This is a genomic window from Phaeobacter sp. JH204B (genome assembly GCF_048055755.1).
Lineage (GTDB): Bacteria > Pseudomonadota > Alphaproteobacteria > Rhodobacterales > Rhodobacteraceae > Phaeobacter > Phaeobacter bryozoorum.
Window position 1 is genome coordinate 145860 of record NZ_JAYMXF010000017.1, and the last position, 18778, is coordinate 164637.

19 protein-coding genes are annotated in these 18778 nt (G+C 60.2%); 9 read left to right on the plus strand and 10 right to left on the minus strand.

From position 1 onward, the window contains the following. Positions 1–16 precede the first annotated feature (16 nt). Positions 17–850 carry a nuclear transport factor 2 family protein gene (locus tag VXL81_RS09395; RefSeq protein ID WP_416553955.1) on the minus strand — a complete coding sequence of 278 codons (834 nt, stop codon included), beginning with the start codon at positions 848–850 and terminating at the stop codon, positions 17–19. Between the two features lie 105 nt (positions 851–955). On the opposite strand from VXL81_RS09395, the gene VXL81_RS09400 reads away from it, so the two are divergent. Beyond that, positions 956–1330, plus strand: coding sequence for a winged helix-turn-helix transcriptional regulator (locus VXL81_RS09400; protein ID WP_340547645.1), 375 nt, complete (start codon positions 956–958; stop codon positions 1328–1330). A 28-nt stretch (positions 1331–1358) separates the two neighbouring features. Here the strand turns inward: VXL81_RS09400 and VXL81_RS09405 are convergent, their stop codons facing one another. Together VXL81_RS09405 and VXL81_RS09410 are read right to left on the minus strand one after the other, a co-directional pair. Next, the gene (locus tag VXL81_RS09405; protein WP_416553957.1) at positions 1359–2759 is read right to left on the minus strand and encodes an aldehyde dehydrogenase family protein; all 1401 of its coding nucleotides are present in this window, start codon (positions 2757–2759) and stop codon (positions 1359–1361) included. Positions 2760–2782: 23 nt separating this feature from the next. After that, a complete protein-coding gene (locus VXL81_RS09410) occupies positions 2783–3160 on the minus strand; it encodes a nuclear transport factor 2 family protein (RefSeq protein ID WP_416553959.1) in 378 nt (125 codons plus the stop codon). A gap of 139 nt (positions 3161–3299) precedes the next feature. Between VXL81_RS09410 and VXL81_RS09415 the strand changes: the two genes are divergently transcribed. The 8 genes from VXL81_RS09415 to VXL81_RS09450 all read left to right on the plus strand — a co-directional run bounded on the left by VXL81_RS09415 (position 3300) and on the right by VXL81_RS09450 (position 11415). After that, entirely contained in the window at positions 3300–4247 is a 948-nt protein-coding gene (locus VXL81_RS09415) for a helix-turn-helix transcriptional regulator (protein ID WP_416553961.1), read from the plus strand. A 180-nt stretch (positions 4248–4427) separates the two neighbouring features. After that, the gene (locus tag VXL81_RS09420; protein ID WP_416553963.1) at positions 4428–5708 is read left to right on the plus strand and encodes an ABC transporter substrate-binding protein; all 1281 of its coding nucleotides are present in this window, start codon (positions 4428–4430) and stop codon (positions 5706–5708) included. A 3-nt stretch (positions 5709–5711) separates the two neighbouring features. Further along, positions 5712–6425 (plus strand): ABC transporter ATP-binding protein, encoded by a 714-nt coding sequence (locus VXL81_RS09425; RefSeq protein ID WP_416537994.1) that lies wholly within the window; start codon positions 5712–5714, stop codon positions 6423–6425. Then, on the plus strand, positions 6422–7126 hold the full coding sequence (locus VXL81_RS09430; protein WP_416553965.1) for an ABC transporter ATP-binding protein: 705 nt from the start codon (positions 6422–6424) through the stop codon (positions 7124–7126). Before VXL81_RS09425 ends, VXL81_RS09430 begins: the two co-directional genes overlap by 4 nt. Beyond that, positions 7123–7992, plus strand: coding sequence for a branched-chain amino acid ABC transporter permease (locus VXL81_RS09435; RefSeq protein WP_416553967.1), 870 nt, complete (start codon positions 7123–7125; stop codon positions 7990–7992). The genes VXL81_RS09430 and VXL81_RS09435 overlap by 4 nt, the downstream gene beginning before the upstream one ends. Next, the gene (locus VXL81_RS09440; RefSeq protein WP_416553969.1) at positions 7989–8915 is read left to right on the plus strand and encodes a branched-chain amino acid ABC transporter permease; all 927 of its coding nucleotides are present in this window, start codon (positions 7989–7991) and stop codon (positions 8913–8915) included. Before VXL81_RS09435 ends, VXL81_RS09440 begins: the two co-directional genes overlap by 4 nt. A gap of 32 nt (positions 8916–8947) precedes the next feature. After that, complete coding sequence (locus VXL81_RS09445) at positions 8948–10276, plus strand: outer membrane beta-barrel protein (protein ID WP_416537998.1); 1329 nt, start codon at positions 8948–8950, stop codon at positions 10274–10276. A 26-nt stretch (positions 10277–10302) separates the two neighbouring features. Further along, positions 10303–11415, plus strand: coding sequence for a class II histone deacetylase (locus tag VXL81_RS09450; RefSeq protein WP_416553971.1), 1113 nt, complete (start codon positions 10303–10305; stop codon positions 11413–11415). Positions 11416–11592: 177 nt separating this feature from the next. On the opposite strand, the gene VXL81_RS09455 is transcribed toward VXL81_RS09450, so the two are convergent. The 7 genes from VXL81_RS09455 to VXL81_RS09485 form a co-directional block, all read right to left on the minus strand. Next, on the minus strand, positions 11593–12093 hold the full coding sequence (locus VXL81_RS09455) for a DUF3299 domain-containing protein (RefSeq protein WP_340547655.1): 501 nt from the start codon (positions 12091–12093) through the stop codon (positions 11593–11595). A gap of 22 nt (positions 12094–12115) precedes the next feature. Beyond that, a complete protein-coding gene (locus tag VXL81_RS09460; protein ID WP_416553973.1) occupies positions 12116–13366 on the minus strand; it encodes an ABC transporter permease in 1251 nt (416 codons plus the stop codon). After that, positions 13363–14058, minus strand: coding sequence for an ABC transporter ATP-binding protein (locus tag VXL81_RS09465; RefSeq protein ID WP_416553975.1), 696 nt, complete (start codon positions 14056–14058; stop codon positions 13363–13365). The genes VXL81_RS09460 and VXL81_RS09465 overlap by 4 nt, the downstream gene beginning before the upstream one ends. A gap of 6 nt (positions 14059–14064) precedes the next feature. Further along, entirely contained in the window at positions 14065–14718 is a 654-nt protein-coding gene (zrgA, locus tag VXL81_RS09470; RefSeq protein ID WP_416553977.1) for a zinc uptake protein ZrgA, read from the minus strand. A gap of 24 nt (positions 14719–14742) precedes the next feature. After that, complete coding sequence (locus VXL81_RS09475; protein ID WP_340547659.1) at positions 14743–15129, minus strand: Fur family transcriptional regulator; 387 nt, start codon at positions 15127–15129, stop codon at positions 14743–14745. A gap of 110 nt (positions 15130–15239) precedes the next feature. Then, on the minus strand, positions 15240–17510 hold the full coding sequence (locus VXL81_RS09480) for a glycosyltransferase family 2 protein (RefSeq protein WP_416553979.1): 2271 nt from the start codon (positions 17508–17510) through the stop codon (positions 15240–15242). Positions 17511–17664: 154 nt separating this feature from the next. Further along, positions 17665–18702 carry an AraC family transcriptional regulator ligand-binding domain-containing protein gene (locus VXL81_RS09485; RefSeq protein WP_416535463.1) on the minus strand — a complete coding sequence of 346 codons (1038 nt, stop codon included), beginning with the start codon at positions 18700–18702 and terminating at the stop codon, positions 17665–17667. Between the last annotated feature and the right edge of the window lie 76 nt (positions 18703–18778).

An 18778-nucleotide genomic window follows, 5' to 3' on the forward strand; every position in this document is an offset into this window, starting at 1 on the left:
TTAAAGGGGTTGTGAATCAAAACATGCCGTTGCCGTGGGCGAATTCGGCGGGGATTTCCTGCACCGCGTCCCAATGCTCGGCGATCAGCCCGTCCTCGACGCGCCAGAGGTCATAGAAAGCGGTGGGTTTGCCGTCGTAGATGCCTGCAGCTTGGGTCATTACGAAATTGCCTTCAGCCACCACGTTGTGCAGTTCGGTGTAGCCAAAGGAGATTTCGTTCTCGGCCAAATAGGCGATGAACCCCTTCAGCCCGTCGCGGGTGTCTGGCACATAAGGATTGTGCTGCATGTAGTCGGCGCGGATGTAGTCGTCGATCCTGGCAAGGTCGCCGCCCATCAGCACGTCGGTGACGAGGCCGATAACCAGTGCCTTGTTGGCTTCGGTCTTGTCCAGATCTGTGATTTCGGTGGTGCCATCAATCATGGAACGGCCGCTGGCGGTTTCAGTCACTTCATCCTGGATCGCATCCCAATGCTCTACCAGCTTGCCGTCTTCAAAGCGGAACAGGTCGATGATCACCTTGGGGCCGAAGATTTCCGCTGTCTGATGGATCACCACAAAGCTGTCATCACCGAACACCCGGATGGGGTTGACCTGCACGGGCGGATCCAGCGTTTCAAGGAAGTCCACAAAGCCCAACAGCCCTTCGCGCCCATCGGCGGCTTGCGGGTTGTGCTGGATGTAATCCTCGGCGACATGCGCGCGGATAAACTCGCGGTCGCCTTTGGCGAGGCCCTGCTCAAGAAGAGCCCGGGCGGTGACCTTGTTTTCTGCGGGATCAGCGGCTGCAGAGGTTGCTACGGCTGCGGCCAGCACCGCTGTTGTTGCCGCTTTCTCGAAAATGGTCATTCAAGTCTCCTTCGTGGCTGTTGCCTGAGTCGGTCACATAAGTTACTATTAAGAAGTGTGGTTCCTATGTGAAAGAAGGCACTTTTTAGTAACTAAGGAAAATCCATGAAGCGGCGTGAGGAAATCGAACGAGAGCTGGGGCTGGATCTTTGCCCGATCCGAACCGTGCTGGCGCAGATCAGCGGTAAATGGAGCCTGCTGGTGATCCTGTTGCTGCGGGACGGGGAATACCGGTTTTCAGAAATTCAACGGGCAATCCCCGATGTTTCGCAGCGGATGCTGACCCAGACCCTGCGGCAGCTAGAACGCGATGGGCTGGTGGCGCGCAAGGTCACACCGGTGATCCCGCCGCGGGTTGACTATGCCATTACCGAGCTGGGCAGATCCTTGTTTGACCCTATCGGCGCGATGGCCGCCTGGGCGGTAGAGAAGCACCCGGAAATCATGACTGCACGGGAACGCTACGACAACGCAGGATAGGGCCGGGGCTGCGGCCCCGGCCGCCCGTTCAGGTGAACACCACTTGGATATCGGTGTATTCTGCCAGTCCTTCCTCGCCGAATTCCACGCCGAGGCCGGAGGATTTCACCCCGCCGAATGGCGCGTTGGGCTGGATTGCCCCGTGCTTGTTGATCCAGACTGAGCCGCACTCCAGTCGTGCCGCCACTGTTCGCGCCTTGGCAATATCGCTGGACCAGACCGATCCGCCCAGCCCGTTGGGGCTGTCATTGGCGGCTGCAATCGCCTCCTCAACGTCACGGAATTTGATAACCGGCAGGGCTGGACCGAACTGCTCCTCATCCACCAGCGCATCACCATTGGCGAGGCCGGCAATGATGGTCGGCTCAAAAAACAGCCCTTCACCAGGGTTGCCGCCCAGCAGCAACTGGCCTTTATCGCGGGCCGCGGCTACGAGACGGGACACCTTGGCGTGCTGCATCGGATTTTGCAGCGGGCCAAGGATGGAGGACTCGTCGGATCCCGGACCCACAGGAATGGTGCGGGCAAATTCCACCAGCGCGGCACAGACTGCATCGTGAATGTCTTCATGCACATAAAGGCGCTTCAGCGCAGCGCAGGTCTGGCCGTTGTTGATGAAGGCGCCCCAGAACAGCCCCTCGGCGATTGCTTGCGGATCGGCGTCCGGCAGCACGATGCCCGCGTCATTGCCACCCATTTCCAGCGTCAGCCGCTTCATTGTCGGCGCGGCCGAGGCCATGATCTTCTCGCCCGTTGCACAAGAGCCGGTGAAGACAATTTTGCGGATCCCCGGATGGGCAGACATTGCTGCCCCCAGATTGTCAGCCTGGTCGTCGCTGGCGACACAGTTTAGGACTCCCGCAGGCAGCACCTCGTTCAGCAAAGCCACAAGCCGCAGTGTGCTGAGCGGAGTCAGCGGCGAGGGTTTTATCACCACTGTATTGCCGGTCCGCAGCGCGGGCAGAATGTGCCAAATCGCAATCATCACCGGGTAGTTCCAAGGGGTGATCGAGCCGACGACACCAAGCGGTTTGCGATGCAGCTCAATCCGACCTTCGGCGTCTTCCTGCAGAACTTTGACCGGCAGCGACAGCTGAACGGTGTAACCGGCCCAGGCCTGAGCTCCGCCCATCTCAAAACGTGATCCAAGGCCATTGAGCGGCTTGCCCTGTTCGGCGGTGATTAGCTGCGCGAGCTCCTCAGCGTGCTCCGCGATCTTGTCCGTGACGGCTTCGCAATAGCGCCGCAGTTCGGTGTCGGGCAGCTGCGACCAGCTGGCAAAGGCTGCTTGCGCGGCTGCCACCGCACGATCCAGGTCCGCAAGCGTTCCGTTTGGTGCTTGGCCTGCCAGCCCGCCTGCCGGGTTGGCAACGTCGAAACTGGCGGCAGCTGGCGCGGGCGCGCCGCCGATTGTCATCTCAAATGTCATAGGGTGTCCTCCTTGGCTGCAGGTCAGGCGGCGGGCATGAAATAGTCCATATGGACCTTCCAGCCGTCGTCACCGTTCTGCCAGACAACCACATAGGCCAGATGGATATCGCCTGCGCCCTCGGCCCGCGGCGTCAGTACCACGCGGCCTGTCTCAATCGCGCTGCAGCCTTCTTGCTGCACCGATGTTGTTGAGAGCCGGGCCAACTTCATGTCTTGCACCGCGCCCAGGAAGTAGGCTGAGGCACCGTCGCGCCCGGTAAAGGTTCCGATCCCCTGGCCAATCACCACCGGGTCGGCGGTGTAGTAGCCCTCCACCAGCGCGGCGACATCGCCAGCGGCAAAGTCCGCCTCGAACTGGCGCGACTTCTCGGCGATCACGTCTTTCAGGGTTGCAGTCATGGTGTAATCCTCCCTTGGATTTGCGCATGCCCTCGGCAGTCCCGGGGCGCTGACGCCAACGCTAGCCAGGGAAAGGGAGGTGCTGTATAGTGCAGATGCACTATGTGTTTGGCAGCTTGGCGCGGGATACCCGGACCCCATGAACCGCTATGATCTGAGTGAATTTGTACTGAGCCTGATGGACAAGGCCAACACCCACACGCCGCTGCATTTCCAGCAGTACATGATCGGGTTGATGCGCGGCATTACGGTGTTTGATTCCGCCTGGTGGGGCTGGTCGGTGTTCCGGGGCGGCAAGATCGCCATGGTCCATACGATGGTCAGCGGTTTGCCGGAGGGGTTCGAGCCCAAGGTCAAAGCGCATCTGGTGAATGACCCCTTTGTGCGCACCGGCCGTTCCCTGAAACGGTACGCCCGGTCGCTGTCGGTCGAGGATGCTGTGACAGATCCCGGGTTTAAGGTCTTCGCCGAGGAATTCGATCTGACCCAGATGCTGAACGGCCATTGCAAGGTGCCCGAAGGGCCGTTCAACTTTTTCATGTCGCTTTACCGGCATGGCCAGAAGCCAGCCTTTACCGACACAGAGACTGCGGATTTTCTGGCCATCCTACGGCATCTGGAGCAGGCGTTGTCGATGTGCTTACAGCTGGACCTAGGATTGCGGGTGGACCCCTGCAACGAATGGGCGCTGCTGGACCATGAGGGCGAATTGTTCTTGTGCTCTTCCGGCTTCAATGCGGCGGTGAAAGACGGGCTTGAGCCGGGGCAGAAGCCGACGGCCATGATGCGGGAACTGGCGGGTCATACTGTGATCACCGCGCCCTCCGGGACGACCTTCGGCCGCTCCCGTTACTCTGACGACCTTTGGCTGATTTCGGCACAGCCGGTCAGCCCCCTGAGCCGCCTGTCACCGAAGGAACGCCATGTTGCGGAGCTGCTGATTTCCGGCGCGACGATGCGGGCGATTGCCGAAGACGTCGGCGTTTCGGTCAATACCGTGCGGAATCAGGCGGCCTCCATCTATCGGAAAACCGGCGTTCACAGCAAAGTCGAACTGCTGCGACTGGCGGGCAGCCAGCTGCGCTAGAGCTGCACCCGTAGCGTTTCAGGCACCTTCATTCCTTCGCTATGCCGCTGATTTCATGTGGCTCCATCGACGTTCCTGCGAGCGCTGCAAAGCTGTAAACAATCCGGTCGATGATAGTGCATATGCACTATGTCTGAGCCGCGGGCCCTTCCGTACCGTTTTGGAAAAGGGAGGATCACCATGACCAGAAACACATCTTTCAGCCGCCGCAGTTTCCTGGCCGGAACGGCCACCGCAACCGGCGCACTGGCGATGCCATCCATTACAACCGCTGCTTCCAAGAAGGTGCGGATCGGATTCATCTCGCCGCTGAGCGGACCTCGCGCCTCGTTCGGGACGTCGGATCAGTGGATGGTCGACAGCATCCGCAAGCAGCTGGAGGGCGGGCTGAACGCTGGCGGCAGCACCCATGAAGTCGAGATCATCGTGAAGGACAATCAGTCCAACATGAACCGGTCGATCTCTGTGGGCAATGAGCTGATCCTGCGCGATCAGGTCGATATGCTGCTGATCAACGACGGCGATGCGGCGGTGGCATTGGGCGAGATCGCCGATATTCATGGCATCCCGACGATGAGCACGATGCAGCCCTGGCAAGCCTGGATGTTCCCGCGCGGCTCCAACCCGGAACAGGGCTTTCCCTGGACCTTCCATTTCTTCTGGGGGGCTGATGACGCCATGAGCACCTTTGTGCGGCTTTGGGATCAGATCGACACCAACAAGAGCGTTGGCGATTTCTATCTCGACAACCCGGTCGGACAGGCCTTTGCCGATCCGGCGATGGGGTTGCCGGGCTTTATCGAGAGGGGCGGGTATTCGCGTACCGATGGCGGCATGTTCAAGATCGACGCGGATGACTATTCCGCCCAGGTCAGCCGCTTCCGCGACGCAAGCGCCGATATTGTGACTGGCTTCGGCTTCCCGCCGCATTGGATCACCTTCTGGAATCAGGCGGGGCAGGCGGGCTACACCCCAAAGGCCTGCACCTTTGCGGCGGCTTTTCTGTTCCCGCAGGCGATCGAGGCGATGGGCGCGCGCGGCGATGGCATGACGACTGAGGTCTGGTGGACCCCGAATGTGCCCTTCGCCTCTTCCTTCACGGGGCAAAGCGCCCGCGAACTGGCCGGTGCCTGGGAAGCAGACAGCAACGCGCAATGGGTGCAGACGCTGGGCTACAGCCATGCGCTGTTCGAGGTGGGTCTGAATGCGCTGGTACAGTCCGGCGCCCCCAAGGACCGCGCCGCAGTCCGCGACGTATTTGCTGCCACAAAACTGGAGACGGTTGTGGGGCCGGTGGATTTTGCCTCCAGTCCGATCCGAAATGTGGCCAAGACCCAGCTGGCGGGCGGCCAGTGGCGCAAGTCCTCGGGCAAGCATGCGTTTGAACTGGTGATTACCGAAAACACCCTCGCGCCTGACATTCGCGTCGAAAGCGAAACCATCGCTCTGCCCAAGGTCTGAGCCATGTTGGAAGCACGCAATCTCAGCAAGGCGTTTGGCGGCCTGCGGGTGATCGAGGATGTCTCGGTCACCGTCGCACCGGGCAGCTGCCTTGGGATCATGGGGGGCAATGGCGCGGGCAAGAGCACGTTCTTTGACCTCCTGACCGATGTTACACGCGCCGATGGCGGATCGGTCCATGTTGCAGGGCGGGATGTAACCGGGCTGGACACAGCCGGGCGGGTTCGTGCCGGGCTGGCACGTGCCTTTCAGGTGCCGCGCGCATTTGCCTCTCTCAGCGTTCAAGAGACACTCTATCTGGCACAGCACGCAAGCCACGGCATCGCGCCCAAGGCCGCACGGGCGCGGGTGGAGGAGATCCTGGAGATCACCGGTCTGGGACCACACCGCAACAATCCCGGCACCGCGCTGCGGTTGTTGGACCGCAAACGGCTCGAACTGGCAAAGGCACTGGCCTCCGACCCCAAAGTGATCCTGCTGGACGAGGTGTCCGGCGGGCTGACCGATCAGGAAACCGCCGAGATGGTGCTACTGGTCAAGCGGCTGAAGGAAGCGGGGCTGGCGGTCCTGTGGATTGAGCATATCGCCCACGCACTGCAGGAAGCGTCTGACAGGATCATGATGCTGGCGCTGGGGCGCAAGCTGATTGAGGACCGCCCGGAGGTGGTTGCCGCCGACCCGCAGGTGCGCGCGCTGTATCTGGGGGCGGCGGCATGACCCTGTTGCAGATGCAGAACCTGACCGCGCGCTATGGCGATTTCCAGGCCCTGTTCGGGATTGACGCCCATGTGGACGAGGGGGAGACCGTCGCGCTGATCGGTGCCAATGGCGCGGGAAAGACCACGCTGCTGCGGGCGATTGCAGGCTTGGGCACACGCGAGGCGGGGCAGCTGACCTTTGCCGGGCAGGACATTCTGGCGCTGGATCCCGGCGCGCTGGCGCAGCGCGGCATTGCCATGGTGCCGGAAGGCCGTCGGCTGTTTCCCAGCCTGACCGTGGCGGAAAACCTGATGATCGGCGGCGATGTCGGACGGCGCGGCCACTGGACCCTGCCGCGGGTGCTGCAGCTGTTCGACGAAATCGCGCCGATGGCGCAGCGACCTGCAGGTCTGCTGTCGGGCGGCCAGCAGCAAATGGTGGCCATCGGCCGCGCGCTGATGACCAACCCGGAGCTTTTGCTGGTGGATGAGGCCTCCCTCGGGCTGGCGCCGGTGATTGTTGATCGGGTGTATGAGGCTTTGGCCGACCTCAAGGCGCGCGGCACCACAATTGTGCTGGTCGAACAGGATATCCGCAGGGCGCTGGCAGCCTCTGACCGTTTCTACTGCCTGCTGGCAGGGCAAGTGTCGCTGGCAGGCGCTTCGGATGGTGCCTGTTTCGAGCAGGTGAGTCAGGCCTATTTCGGAGAGAACCAATGAGCACAGCCATAGAAATCCTGATGAACGGGCTGTTCCTGGGCGGGCTCTATGCGCTGTTCGGGCTGGGGCTGTCGCTGATCTTCGGTGTCATGCGGATTGCCAATATTGCTCATGGAGAGCTGGCCATTGCCGGCGCGCTGGCGCTGTTCACCCTCGGCGCGGACTGGCCGGTCAGCCCATTTCTGCTGATGCCGCTGGTCTGCCTGGGCGCTTTCGCCTTTGGCTGGCTGCTGCAGACCCAGCTGCTGAACCGGGTGCTGAGCCCCGATCCGATGCCCGCGCTGCTGGTCACCTTCGGCCTGTCGGTGGTGATGCAGAATGCGATGGTCGGCTTATACGGCGCCAACAGCCGCAGCATCGACCTGGGCGCGGTCAAAACCGCAAATCTCACCATTGCTGGCCAGACAATCGGCTGGCTCCCGCTGGGCATCTTCCTTCTGTCGCTGTCGCTGTTCGGCGGGCTGCATCTGATCCTGAGCAAGACCCGGCTGGGGCGCGCGGTGCGCGCAACCTCGGATGATGCGGAAACCGTGGCGCTGTTTGCAATCCGCCGTCGACGCATCTTTGCCATTGCCATGGCAGTCTCCGCAGCCTGCGCGGCACTGGCAGGAATGCTGCTGGCCTCACGCAGTTCGATCACGCCGTTTTCCGGTGCGGAGCGGCTGCTCATCGCCTTTGAGGTGATCGTGATCGGCGGCCTTGGCTCAATCTGGGCCAGCTATCTTGGCGGCATCGCCCTGGCGCTGGTGCATGTGGCGGGCTTCTACTTTGATCCGGCGTCGGGGCTGCTCTACGGGCACCTGCTTCTGCTGGTCTTCCTTCTCATCCGCCCGCAGGGGCTTGCCGGAAAGGTGGTGACACGATGACCCGCTCATTTCTCGCCCTTTTGCTCACTGCACTTGCTGCCGCGCCTTTTGCGCTGAATGCAGGCGGGCTGGCGCTGCTGACCGAAATGCTGGTGCTGCTGGCCATCGCCCAAAGCTGGAACTTGCTGGCGGGTTATGGCGGCCTCCTGTCGCTTGGCCACCACGCTTTTGTCGCCACCGGGGCGTACCTCTTGTTTGCTGTCACACGGGACCTGCCTGTCTCTCCCTACATCATGGTCCCGTTGTCCGGGGCCGGGGCGGCGCTGCTGGCGCTTGCCCTGACCCCGGTTCTGTTCCGCCTGCGCGAGGTCTATTTCGCCATCGGCATGTGGGTGGCGGCAGAGATCATAAAAATCGTTGTCGGCCGGCTGGACTACTTCGGAAGCTCGTCCGGCCTGCCGCTTTATGCGGCTCGGCGGATCGACACCAGCTGGCTGCCCGCGTCGGCGCACTGGTTTGCGCTGGCACTGTCCGCGGGGCTGTGTCTGGGGCTGTGGCTGCTGCAGCAAAGCCCCTATGGCCTGCATGTCCATTCGATGCGCGATGACGAAACCGCCGCCCGCTCGCTGGGGGTGAAAACCCGGCGGATCAAAGGGACCATCTTTGTCCTTTCGGCGGCGGGGTGCGGCATGGCCGGCGCCATCAGTTTTCTTGGCACGCTCTATGTCTCGCCAATCGCCGCCTTCGACATCAACTGGACGGTGAACGCGATCTTTATCTGCGTTATCGGCGGGCTTGGCACCATCCGCGGCCCGGTGCTGGGCGTGCTGCTGTTCGTTCTCCTGCGGGAGGGGCTCGCCGCCTATCCCGGCTGGAGCCAGATTGCCCTCGGCCTCATCGCGGTTGCGGTGATGCTGTTGGCGCCGCGGGGGCTGAGCGGCCTGCTGGACCGCCTGCTCCCCAATATCAGAAGGGCCGTCTGAGGCCTGCAAGACCATACCTTCAGGAGGGGAAAATGAAGAAGAGTTTGACGCTGGCCGCCTGGCTGGCCGGATCACTGCTGCCTGCCGCTACCCGTGCTCAGGATGCGCCGCCACCGGACGCCTACGGCTCCTTGTTCCGCAGCATCGCGGGTGACGGCCTGGAAAAGAACCACCGTATTGGTGTCTTGGGCTGGGTGGATGCAACCGCCATCACGGCGTCCAGCACTGGCGTGGACGGAGCGCTCGGCAATGGCGCGTTCTTCTCCGGCGAGGAGGGGCTGAACCTCAACCAGCTGGGATTGGTGTTCTGCCGCGGCATCAGCTGCCCCGGTCCGCTGGCCGGCCGCCCGCAAGGCGTTATCGCCCGGGTCGGCCCGTTTCCGGGGCCGCGCGGCGAGCAGGTGGAGTTCGGTTTCAATATCACCGCGACCTATGGGAGGGATTCCGACTTCTTCCGTACTGCGGGGTTTGACGACTTCACCTCCGATCTGGACGATGACAACAAGCTGGCCTTCCCGCAGGCCTATGCTGAGGTCTATCTGCCGGTGCTGGGCGGCACCACGGTCTTGGCGGGGAACTTCCTGTCGCCAGTCTCTGGTAAGGAAATCGGCCTGCCGTTCACCCCGCCCAACTGGTTTTCCACCCATACCTACAGCCTGCAGCATGGGCCTGGGACCCATACCGGCGTGCTGATCAGCTCTCGTCTGCCCACGCGGGAGGGAGCCGGACTCTGGGGCTTTGAGCTGGGCGCCGTGACCGGCTGGAGCACGGTGGAAGACAGCCGTCTGACGCTGATCGGCGCGCTGCGCTGGCGCAGTGCGGATTTCCGAACCTGGGTCGACTTCGAGGCGATCTATGGAAACGGCGAGGGCGATGCCTACGGCCCGTCCCGCGGCGGTTCCGCCTATATCGCGCTCAGCAGCACCGGTGAACGGCTCGACCGGGCGGCGGCCTACCTGACGGTTGGCCATCAGGTGAACCCTGATCTGTCCCTGGCTTTTGAGGCCAGCTACGGCTTTCAGGAGGGCGGCGATATTCCGGCCCCCGGCGCGATCACCCAGAAAAGCGAATGGTACGGCCTCAATGCCCAGGCCCGTTACCAGCTTGCGGACAATCTGCACCTGAACGGGCGTGCCGAATGGTTTCGCGACGACAACGCCGCCAACATCCTGTGGGCCGCGAACGGCGCCACCGGCGGCAATGTCTATGCGGTGACGGCGGGGCTGGAGTGGCAGGCAACCCCCGCGCTGCGGATCCGGCCAGAGCTTCGCTACGACACCTATGACGGCGGCGGCACACTGTTTGGCGGCGGCCGCAACGACCAGTTCACCGCGCTGCTGAACGCAACGCTGCGCTTCTGAAACCTGCACATCGAGGAGAGACGACAATGCCGGGTACAGGATTTTACTTTGACGAGCATTGCCTGTGGCACACCACTGGCGAACACGCGCTGATCATGCCGGTCGGGGGCTGGGTGCAGCCGCCCGCTGGCGCCGGTCACGCGGAATCGCCAGAATCCAAGCGGCGGCTGAAGTCGCTGATGGATGTGTCCGGACTGACCGCCCAACTGGGCGTGCAGTCCGCCCGGCCCGTCACCGAATGCGAAATGGCGCGAGTCCACAGCAGTGACTACATTGAGCGTTTCAAGGCGCTCAGCGATGCGGGCGGCGGAAACGCTGGTCTGTTCTCACCTTTCGGAGCTGGCAGCTACGAAATTGCCGCGCTGTCGGCCGGGCTGGCGCGACAGGCGGTTTTCGATGTGCTGGACGGGACCTATCAGAACGCCTATGCCCTGTCGCGCCCGCCGGGCCACCATGCCGGGCGCGACGGCTCCATGGGCTTCTGCCTGCTGGCCAATATCCCGATCGCCATCGAGGCTGCGAAGGCTGAAAAGGGGCTGGGCCGGGTGGCAGTGCTGGATTGGGATGTGCATCACGGCAACGGCACGCAGGACATATTTTATGAGCGCGGTGATGTTCTGACGATTTCGATTCACCAGCAAAGCTGCTTCCCACCTGGCTCCGGCTTGGGGGAGGAGCGCGGCGCGGGAGCAGGAGCCGACTGCAACTTGAACGTGGAGCTGCTGCCGGGCGCAGGCCACCAGTCTTACGCCGATGCGATGGAGCTGCTGGTGTTGCCCGCGCTTTACGAATTCAAACCGGATCTGATCATCATCGCCTGCGGGCTGGATGCCAATAACTTCGATCCGCTCAGCCGAATGACGGCCCACAGCGGCACATTCGCCTATCTCACCCGCGCGGTGATGAAGGCCGCGCGTGACCTGTGCGGTGGCAGACTGGTTGCGGTACATGAAGGCGGCTACGCGGAGGCGGTGGTTCCCTTCTGTGCGCACGAAGTGATCGCCACCATGGCAGGCATCAAGAGCGATGTCGAAGACCCCTTCCGCGGCGTTGCCGAGGCCAACCAGCCCGCAGCCGATTTCGTCGAATTTCAGCGGAACCGGCTGATAAAGTTCGCGGAGCAGATTGCATCAACATAGTCAGGAGCTCTAGCTCACGGCGCCGGCCGGTTTCCTGGTCTTCGCCTCACCGCTCAATTGCAAGACTGCCGCGCGATCACACGCGACAGTTTGTTAAAAAGTAACTGCGACCGATTGGGCTTCAAGCGGGGTATTCTTGCCTCGCTTGGAGCTTTCGAAAAACGTCGAGCTGCTTCATCACCAGACGTAGACCTCCATCTTGTCGGCGGCTATGGAATAGCCCGTTTGGCCAAGCGCGGTAGATTGCAGTTGCGTCCGCAGTGTTCCCGTAACCCAAACCGGATCCCAGAGCTGATCCCCCGGCCATGGTTCTGTCGCGGTGACCATCACAAGCTGGTTTGCCGGGGGCGGGGGCGTATGGATGCAGGCGCCGACATAGGGCACCAGCATGAACTCCGTCACGCCCTTTGCTCCGACGTCGAAGGGGATGATGAAACCTGGCATCTTGATATACACACCGTTCAGCTCTTCGTTCAGCTTCGTCGCATTTGCGTCGTAGATCGGCCGCCAGGTGTCATTCTCAACGTCCATATCGCCTTCGCCGGTGATCTCCGAATAGGGAACTCCCGGCGGGATCAGGTCATCCCACATGATCTCGCGCGGCGTCGCTGCAGAGGCCACCGTTGGAGCAACCACCGACCCAGACAAGAGCATCAACGCCGTTCTGCGGTTCATCATTTGGTCCACCTCGCTTAGTTCACTACGTCCTTACCATCATACCATCGGCAACGGACATTCTGTAGGCTCTCATCGCAGGTATGAGGCTGACAACCATGCCGGCACAGATAACGCTCAGAATGACCCAAAACTCGCGCAGTGTTGGCGCATCAATCGGCAACCACAAGCCAAGCGCGCTGTCGAGAAGGGGTTGGGAGATGATCAACCCTACATATACCAACCCCAATCCAAGTGTTGCCCCGAGAGTGGCCATCATCATCGCCTCCAACACCAGCAGGCTAAGTATTGTTAGCGGACCTGCACCCATCGCGCGAAAGATCGCCATTTCGCGGCGCCGTTCATTCAGACTGGAAAAGATCGTGGCCATCATTCCGATCAGCGCGGTCACAACCACCATAGCCGAGACTGCAACAAGCGCGGTTTCGGCTATGCCAACAATACCCCATAGCTCTTGCAAGGCCACACCCGGCAGGATCGCCAGCAACGGCTCTTCGCGATATTCGTTGATGGAACGTTGCAGAGAAAATGTCTGGAGCGGGCTTTTGACACCGACGAGGGCCGCCGTTATCGCTTTCGGTGTCAGGTCCATCTGACGGATGACATCCACCGGCGTCGCCTGACCGGGGATCTGTGCGCCACTCTGCCAGTCGACATGGATGGCTTCTATCGCCTCCATGCTTATGATGACGGTACGGTCAACCGGCGTACCGGTCTTTCCCAGAATTCCAGAGACCCGGAATGGCTGATCTTTGTGTTCGGTGAAAGACGCAAGGCCATGCGCCACGATGATCGGGTCGCCGACCTTGTAACCCAATGCGGACGCGACGTCGGCCCCAACCACCGCATCAAAAAGATCATCCATGACGGCGCCATTTGCCAGCGTCAACGACCTGCCTTGCCGATATCTATAATGCTCAAAAAACTCTTGGGTGGTGCCCATCACACGGAACTGCCGGTGGCTGTCGCCAAGGGAGATCGGCACAATCCAGTCCACATCAGACCGGCCCGCGATGTCCTGATAGCTTTGCCAGCTGACGTTGTTTGTCGCATTCCCGATACGAAATACTGAGTAGAGCAACAACTGCACAGATCCCGAGCGGGCGCCGACAATCAGATCGGTCCCGGAAATCGTGTCGGCAAAGCTCGCCTTGGCCCCGGTTCGCACCTTTTCGACGCCAAGAAAAAGGGCGACCGACAAAGCGATAGCAAGGATTGTCATGCCCACCGTCAGCGCACGCGCAAACAGCGACGCAATCGCCAGCCGCAAAATCATGATACCCCTTTCTGAACTTCGGCGATGTCCTCAAGGGTGATGACCCGGTCGAACCTTTTGCCCAGACGGGGATCATGACTCACCATCAATAGTGAAGAGCCCGTAGACGCAGTCTGTGTGAACAGCACATCGAGAAAGGCGTTCTGGGCGTTGCTATCGAGGGCAGAGGTCGGCTCATCCGCGATGATAAGGGGGGGCTGGCCAATCAAGGCACGGGCCACCGCGACGCGTTGTTGCTGACCGACGCTGAGCGTCCTGGCCTTTGCGTTGATAAGATGCTCCGGCAGACCCAGGGCAGAACACAAGCGTGCTGCCTCCGCGGCGGGCTGGCTGACCCGCCTTCGGCGTGAGGGCGCAAAGCGGAGGGGCAGCAGGATATTGTCGATCACGGATCCAAATGGGAGCAAGTTGAACTGCTGGAAGATAACGCCGATATGCTCCGCCCTGAAGGTATCTCTCGCGCCTCCGCTCAATCGGGAAATATCTCTGTCGGCAACAGCAATCTCGCCGCGATCCGGCAGGATTGTACCGCAGATCAATGACAGCAGCGTTGATTTTCCCGACCCGCTTTCGCCCAGAAGCAGGACTGTTTCACCCGCTGCAAGAGAGAATTGCGGGACACTCAGCGAGAACCCGGTTCGTCCGCGCCAACGATAGGCCAGTCCAGTGATTTCGAGCGTTGCATCCGTCACCTACGTTCAACGCTCCAGCGTCAGGATCGGGGTGCCACGTTCGACCTGATATGCGTGCGCGCCGGATGCATCGGCCAGTTGCACCTGAACCTTCTGCGCGCTGGGAAAGGCGTCGAAGTAAGCGAAGCTGATATTCGTCAGGGATGCAGGTTCGGCGCAGTTTAGCATGTAATTTGCATGAAACTCGGCGTGATCTGCTTCTTCGGTGTGATGCTCAGCATGGCCTTCTTGCTCATGGTCATCATGCTTGTCGTCCGCGTGGCCTTCGTGGTCGTTATGACCGTGTTGGTTGTTATCATGCCCGGCATCTTCGGCATGATCCTCATGCACATCTTGACCGTGGTCACTGGCAGTCTCCAGCTTTGCGCTCGCCTCGCCAACGCTGCACCGAGCGGCGTCCGGCATAACAAACAGGGCCAACGGATCACTGAGCCGGGCGATTGCAGCATCAACTGCTGAACGATCCGCGGCACTCTTTGCGGCATGTTCAAACCCGACCAGGTCAGCACCGGGCGCCTGGAACTCCATCAATACCGTGCTCCCGTCGATCGCAATGTTCAGCGTGCCAACGCCGTGTTCATGCGCGCCAAGTTGACGGGTGCCCTCGGCCAATGCAGGCAAGGCAGTAACGATTGCGAGAAGAGAGAGAGTTCGTTTCATAACAATGTCCAATGTGGAAAATGATCAGGCAGCACAGGTGCCACATAGGCCGTGGATTTCGACGATATGGCGCAGGGCTTTAAAGGCATTTCTATCGGTCAGTTCTGTAAGCTTCGGAAGCAAGTCACTGCCGTCGTGTTCCTCTACCGATCCGCAGTCTTCGCAGATGGCCAGAACAGGCACGCTTTCAGCATGGTCGCAGCGACAGGGGACAAAGGCGTTGATTGACTCAAGGCGATGCGCACGCCCCTGATCGGTCAGAGCCGACAGCGTACGATAGACTGTCGGCGGCGCTATACTTGGCTCGCTCAGCTGGAGCTGTTCAAGAATTTGATAGGCCGTCATCGGCCTGTCGCAGGCCTTCAACACGGTCAGGACATCTGATTGGCGTGTCGTTGCGCGTTTTCGCATGATGGCCCCCTTTGTTGCTCCAGGTTATTATTTTATAATATAACAAACCGCAAGACTTAAAACACCAGACACCGGGACAGCCATACGCAAATCCCGGATCGCTCCTGTCCTTAATGGTTGGTCTCGCCCCGCTTCACGCTGAAAAAAAAGTCGCTCCCTAAGGGGCGTTCGGCAACCTCGTCAGGTATAGCCTCGGGGCCGCCCAGAAACACGTTGGTGCAGAAATGGGCGTGCATCCTCGAGAGTTTTCGCAACTTTTCACCTGTGATGTCCTGAAACAGCGCAAGCATGTCCTCGCGCGCCTTGAGTTCGCTGATCCTCTCGCGATGCCTTCGGCAGCAGCCCTCATGTGCAGCGGCAATGTCTGGATCTGTCAGCAATCGGGCCAGTTCCTCCTCAAGCGCAGGCATCATGCGCTGGATCGAGCGATCATCTTCGGCGTTGTTGTTCATTCTGAACCAGTAGGACAATCCCTGATCGCGCTCGACGTGATTCACCCGACCACGGTCGCGTTTGACCAGAAAACTCTCTGCACTGCGCACCGCGTAATGGTTGAGCTGGACCAGGTCGTATCCATAGGTCGCGATGGTCGAGCGCCAGCCATTGCGAAATATGTCCCGTGGCATCGGGCGACCCGATCCGTTGACCCATCGAATGTCCTGCCAGTGCTGTGATTGCAGCCCCTTTGGCCGGTGAACGCCGAGACGTTTGAAGACACCGTTATTTCGAAACAGCGTTTTAAAGCCCCAAGCCTGATGCGGCCTGCGCGTGACTTCATGGGCGCAGCGCGTAAACTCTCGTGTGACTAACGCGCCGGAGAACCTGGACACATCATTGTTTCCGAACAAGCGCCAGGTCATAGCGATCATATTCGCGTCACCGATCGCAGCATATAGGTCGCTGAGCCGCCCATTTCCGCATCTGATATTGATGAATTCATCCACATCCATACAGACAAGCCAATCCGCGGTGCGAACGACAGGTTCTTCTTCCGCCGCTTGAAACGCGGCGTGCTGCGGCTTCAGGTCGGTTCCGCGATATGGGTTATCCCTGTGCTGGACGTAGCCCTTGTCCTGTAAAACCCGCAAAAGACTGTCGGTGCCATCGCTGCAGTCATTTGTATAAACAAGGACCTCATCGACGCCGATGGCACGGTGGTAGGCCAGCCACTCCAGCACGAAAGGCCCTTCATTCTTCATCGTTGTGATCACAACCGTCCGCGTTCCACTGCCGCCAGTGGGCAAAAGCTTTGCCTTGGGCATACGAACCGGATCTGCGCCGAAATGCTGCAACGACACATCTAGGAGTTCCGGCACCTCAACGAGGCCAGCCTTTGGGACAATTTGCGATAGCTTCTCAGTTGGATGGCGCAGGAGCATACTGCGGGAGAACTTGGCGATGCGATCCGTGTCGGGCGTCGCCCCTACGATCTGTGACTGATGCCAAATGCTGTCAGCGCGGCAGTCTTGCGGGGCGACGCACCAACGCAGGTGGCGTATGTCGCTATCAAACCGCGTACAGATATGATCGGAAAATGAGGCGTTTCTGCCGCGTCGCACCCGCCAAGGATAGCTCTGCACCCCATGCAGGCACGTGTAGCTACCAGGGACCTGAACCGCGCGATCAAAAATCGTTGGACCTTTGTTACAGGCCAGCAGGTCGCATAAATCAAGATTGGCCACTGCACGGGCGCTGGCCAAAAAACGCGCCCGAATGATCTCATAGATCACGAACTCACCGAGCGGCGCCCTCCAGGGGTCATCCGGCGGCGCCGTCTGCCTGCGTTTCGGTGCACCCAACACATTCAGTGGATGAGCTTCAGCTGGCAGGCCTTTTTTGCCAAGCGGGCAGGCAGAATGAACCACGACCACGCGCACGAGCCCCTCAATCTCTTTAGCAAACCCTTGCAAAGCCGCAATAAACTGCCGACTTTCATCAGGTGGCGCTTGATCTAGGATGACGGCTGCCTGCATCCCATGCTGAGACACATGGTAGGTCAGCCAGTCAAAAGAAGTTTCGGCACTTTCACCATTGCGCGTCGCTATAATCACGTTCAGCCCGGAAAAAAGGTCCGTCTCAGCAGCTTGGGCCTCAACACGGCATTCTTGACCGTTGACGGCGATAACGACCGGGCCCATCGGGCTATTCAATCCGAGATCGAGGGACTGAACGCAATCCGGGCGATGTCTTAGCGTGGTGTTTTCGTCGGAAGCCAAAACATCGTTGCAATGGGTCCCTGATTTGAAGAACAGCCTGGCGGCATGGCTGTTGCCTGCGGGGATCACTACGCAGTCTAGCAGAATGGTTTCACCAAACTGCTGCACACCCAACTGGCGCTCCAGAACTTTGTCCGATCCTGTCCCGAGGTCTGAATGCGTCATAGAAGGCCCGTTGATATTTGTCTTTGGATAGCACGAATTCATTCGTACTGCCCTGAAAAATCCGAACGCCACCAATCATGAACGGCCTCACCGCCCTCGGGTCGATCCTCGATTATGCGTCGCGCCTGTATCCTGAAACCGAGCAGCCCGGTGCCTATGTATCAAGGGCTCGATAGGAGCTGGTTGTGCCGCCTGTCCAGCGCCGGAAAGCACGATGAAAGTTTGCCGCAGAGGAAAATCCAAGATCCTGCGATATCTCTTCAATCGACTTCTGCCCGGCTCGCAAATCGCGGATCGCGATATCGCGGCGCAGTGCATCCTTGATGGACTGGAAGGACGCTCCCTCAGCATCTAATCGCCGCATCAATGTTCGAGGTGTCACATTTAGCATTGCCGCAGCATCGCTCAGTCGGCAGTTTTCCCAGTTGGATTGGTAGAGGAATTCTCGGATCTGAAGCGAAAGCCGGTGCTCCCGAAAGCCGGTGAAGATCCAGTCACGCGGAGCGCGGTCCAGGAATTCCGCCAACTCCGCAGCAGTGCGGGGCTGAGGTGCGCCCAGCTGCTGGGCGTCGAATGAGATGGCCGAGCAGCCTTGAGAAAATGTTACGGCGGCTGGAAAGACGACACCATAATCCTGCGCGAATTCGGGGCGATCGAAGGCAAATTGCACGGCCTTCACCGGCACTTCGTAGCCCGCCAGCCAAGAGAGCAGACCGTGCGCCAGCTTAAGCATAAGCATATGCCCGAACCGTTGGATCTCAGGCGATCCGCGGGGGACGATCTTGAGAATGAGATCTGTATTTTCAGATTTTAAATCAACTTGATAGTCATCAAGTATCAAATTCCAGAATGTGGAGAACCGATATAGGGCCGCCGGGAGGGTTCCAGCTGCACGCACCGTGGTCAACAGGTGTTGCAGCGCGCGAGGCCGGACAGTGCGGTCCCACAAACCGGTCATTTCATCACCAGTTTCAACGGCGGCAACCTGATAGAGCTGCACGATCTGGTCAAGGGTTACCCGCTGCGCGCCCATGTGTTTGACAGTCTCCGGCTTGACCAGCGGGGCAAGACCGCAGCGTTGCAGAATAGCGCTCATCTGATCTCCGTTACAGCAGGTCTGCAAAGCCAGAAGCCAGTCTTCAATGAATGGCAGAGATACGGTCGCCAGCGTGTCTGGATCGGAGTGTGTCATCACTGCGTCAGATTAGGTTGTTTTGTCACTTTCGGAAAGTCGTTTGTCAAATTCTGGAATGGGCAGCAAACTGGCC

What these genes read in the sequence shown, in the direction of transcription:
- VXL81_RS09395 (WP_416553955.1), bottom strand. Translation starts at nt 850, where the DNA reads ATGACCATTTTCGAGAAAGCGGCAACAACAGCGGTGCTGGCCGCAGCC.
- VXL81_RS09400 (WP_340547645.1), top strand. Translation starts at nt 956, where the DNA reads ATGAAGCGGCGTGAGGAAATCGAACGAGAGCTGGGGCTGGATCTTTGC.
- VXL81_RS09405 (WP_416553957.1), bottom strand. Translation starts at nt 2,759, where the DNA reads ATGACATTTGAGATGACAATCGGCGGCGCGCCCGCGCCAGCTGCCGCC.
- VXL81_RS09410 (WP_416553959.1), bottom strand. Translation starts at nt 3,160, where the DNA reads ATGACTGCAACCCTGAAAGACGTGATCGCCGAGAAGTCGCGCCAGTTC.
- VXL81_RS09415 (WP_416553961.1), top strand. Translation starts at nt 3,300, where the DNA reads ATGAACCGCTATGATCTGAGTGAATTTGTACTGAGCCTGATGGACAAG.
- VXL81_RS09420 (WP_416553963.1), top strand. Translation starts at nt 4,428, where the DNA reads ATGACCAGAAACACATCTTTCAGCCGCCGCAGTTTCCTGGCCGGAACG.
- VXL81_RS09425 (WP_416537994.1), top strand. Translation starts at nt 5,712, where the DNA reads ATGTTGGAAGCACGCAATCTCAGCAAGGCGTTTGGCGGCCTGCGGGTG.
- VXL81_RS09430 (WP_416553965.1), top strand. Translation starts at nt 6,422, where the DNA reads ATGACCCTGTTGCAGATGCAGAACCTGACCGCGCGCTATGGCGATTTC.
- VXL81_RS09435 (WP_416553967.1), top strand. Translation starts at nt 7,123, where the DNA reads ATGAGCACAGCCATAGAAATCCTGATGAACGGGCTGTTCCTGGGCGGG.
- VXL81_RS09440 (WP_416553969.1), top strand. Translation starts at nt 7,989, where the DNA reads ATGACCCGCTCATTTCTCGCCCTTTTGCTCACTGCACTTGCTGCCGCG.
- VXL81_RS09445 (WP_416537998.1), top strand. Translation starts at nt 8,948, where the DNA reads ATGAAGAAGAGTTTGACGCTGGCCGCCTGGCTGGCCGGATCACTGCTG.
- VXL81_RS09450 (WP_416553971.1), top strand. Translation starts at nt 10,303, where the DNA reads ATGCCGGGTACAGGATTTTACTTTGACGAGCATTGCCTGTGGCACACC.
- VXL81_RS09455 (WP_340547655.1), bottom strand. Translation starts at nt 12,093, where the DNA reads ATGATGAACCGCAGAACGGCGTTGATGCTCTTGTCTGGGTCGGTGGTT.
- VXL81_RS09460 (WP_416553973.1), bottom strand. Translation starts at nt 13,366, where the DNA reads ATGATTTTGCGGCTGGCGATTGCGTCGCTGTTTGCGCGTGCGCTGACG.
- zrgA (WP_416553977.1), bottom strand. Translation starts at nt 14,718, where the DNA reads ATGAAACGAACTCTCTCTCTTCTCGCAATCGTTACTGCCTTGCCTGCA.
- VXL81_RS09475 (WP_340547659.1), bottom strand. Translation starts at nt 15,129, where the DNA reads ATGCGAAAACGCGCAACGACACGCCAATCAGATGTCCTGACCGTGTTG.
- VXL81_RS09480 (WP_416553979.1), bottom strand. Translation starts at nt 17,510, where the DNA reads ATGACGCATTCAGACCTCGGGACAGGATCGGACAAAGTTCTGGAGCGC.
- VXL81_RS09485 (WP_416535463.1), bottom strand. Translation starts at nt 18,702, where the DNA reads ATGACACACTCCGATCCAGACACGCTGGCGACCGTATCTCTGCCATTC.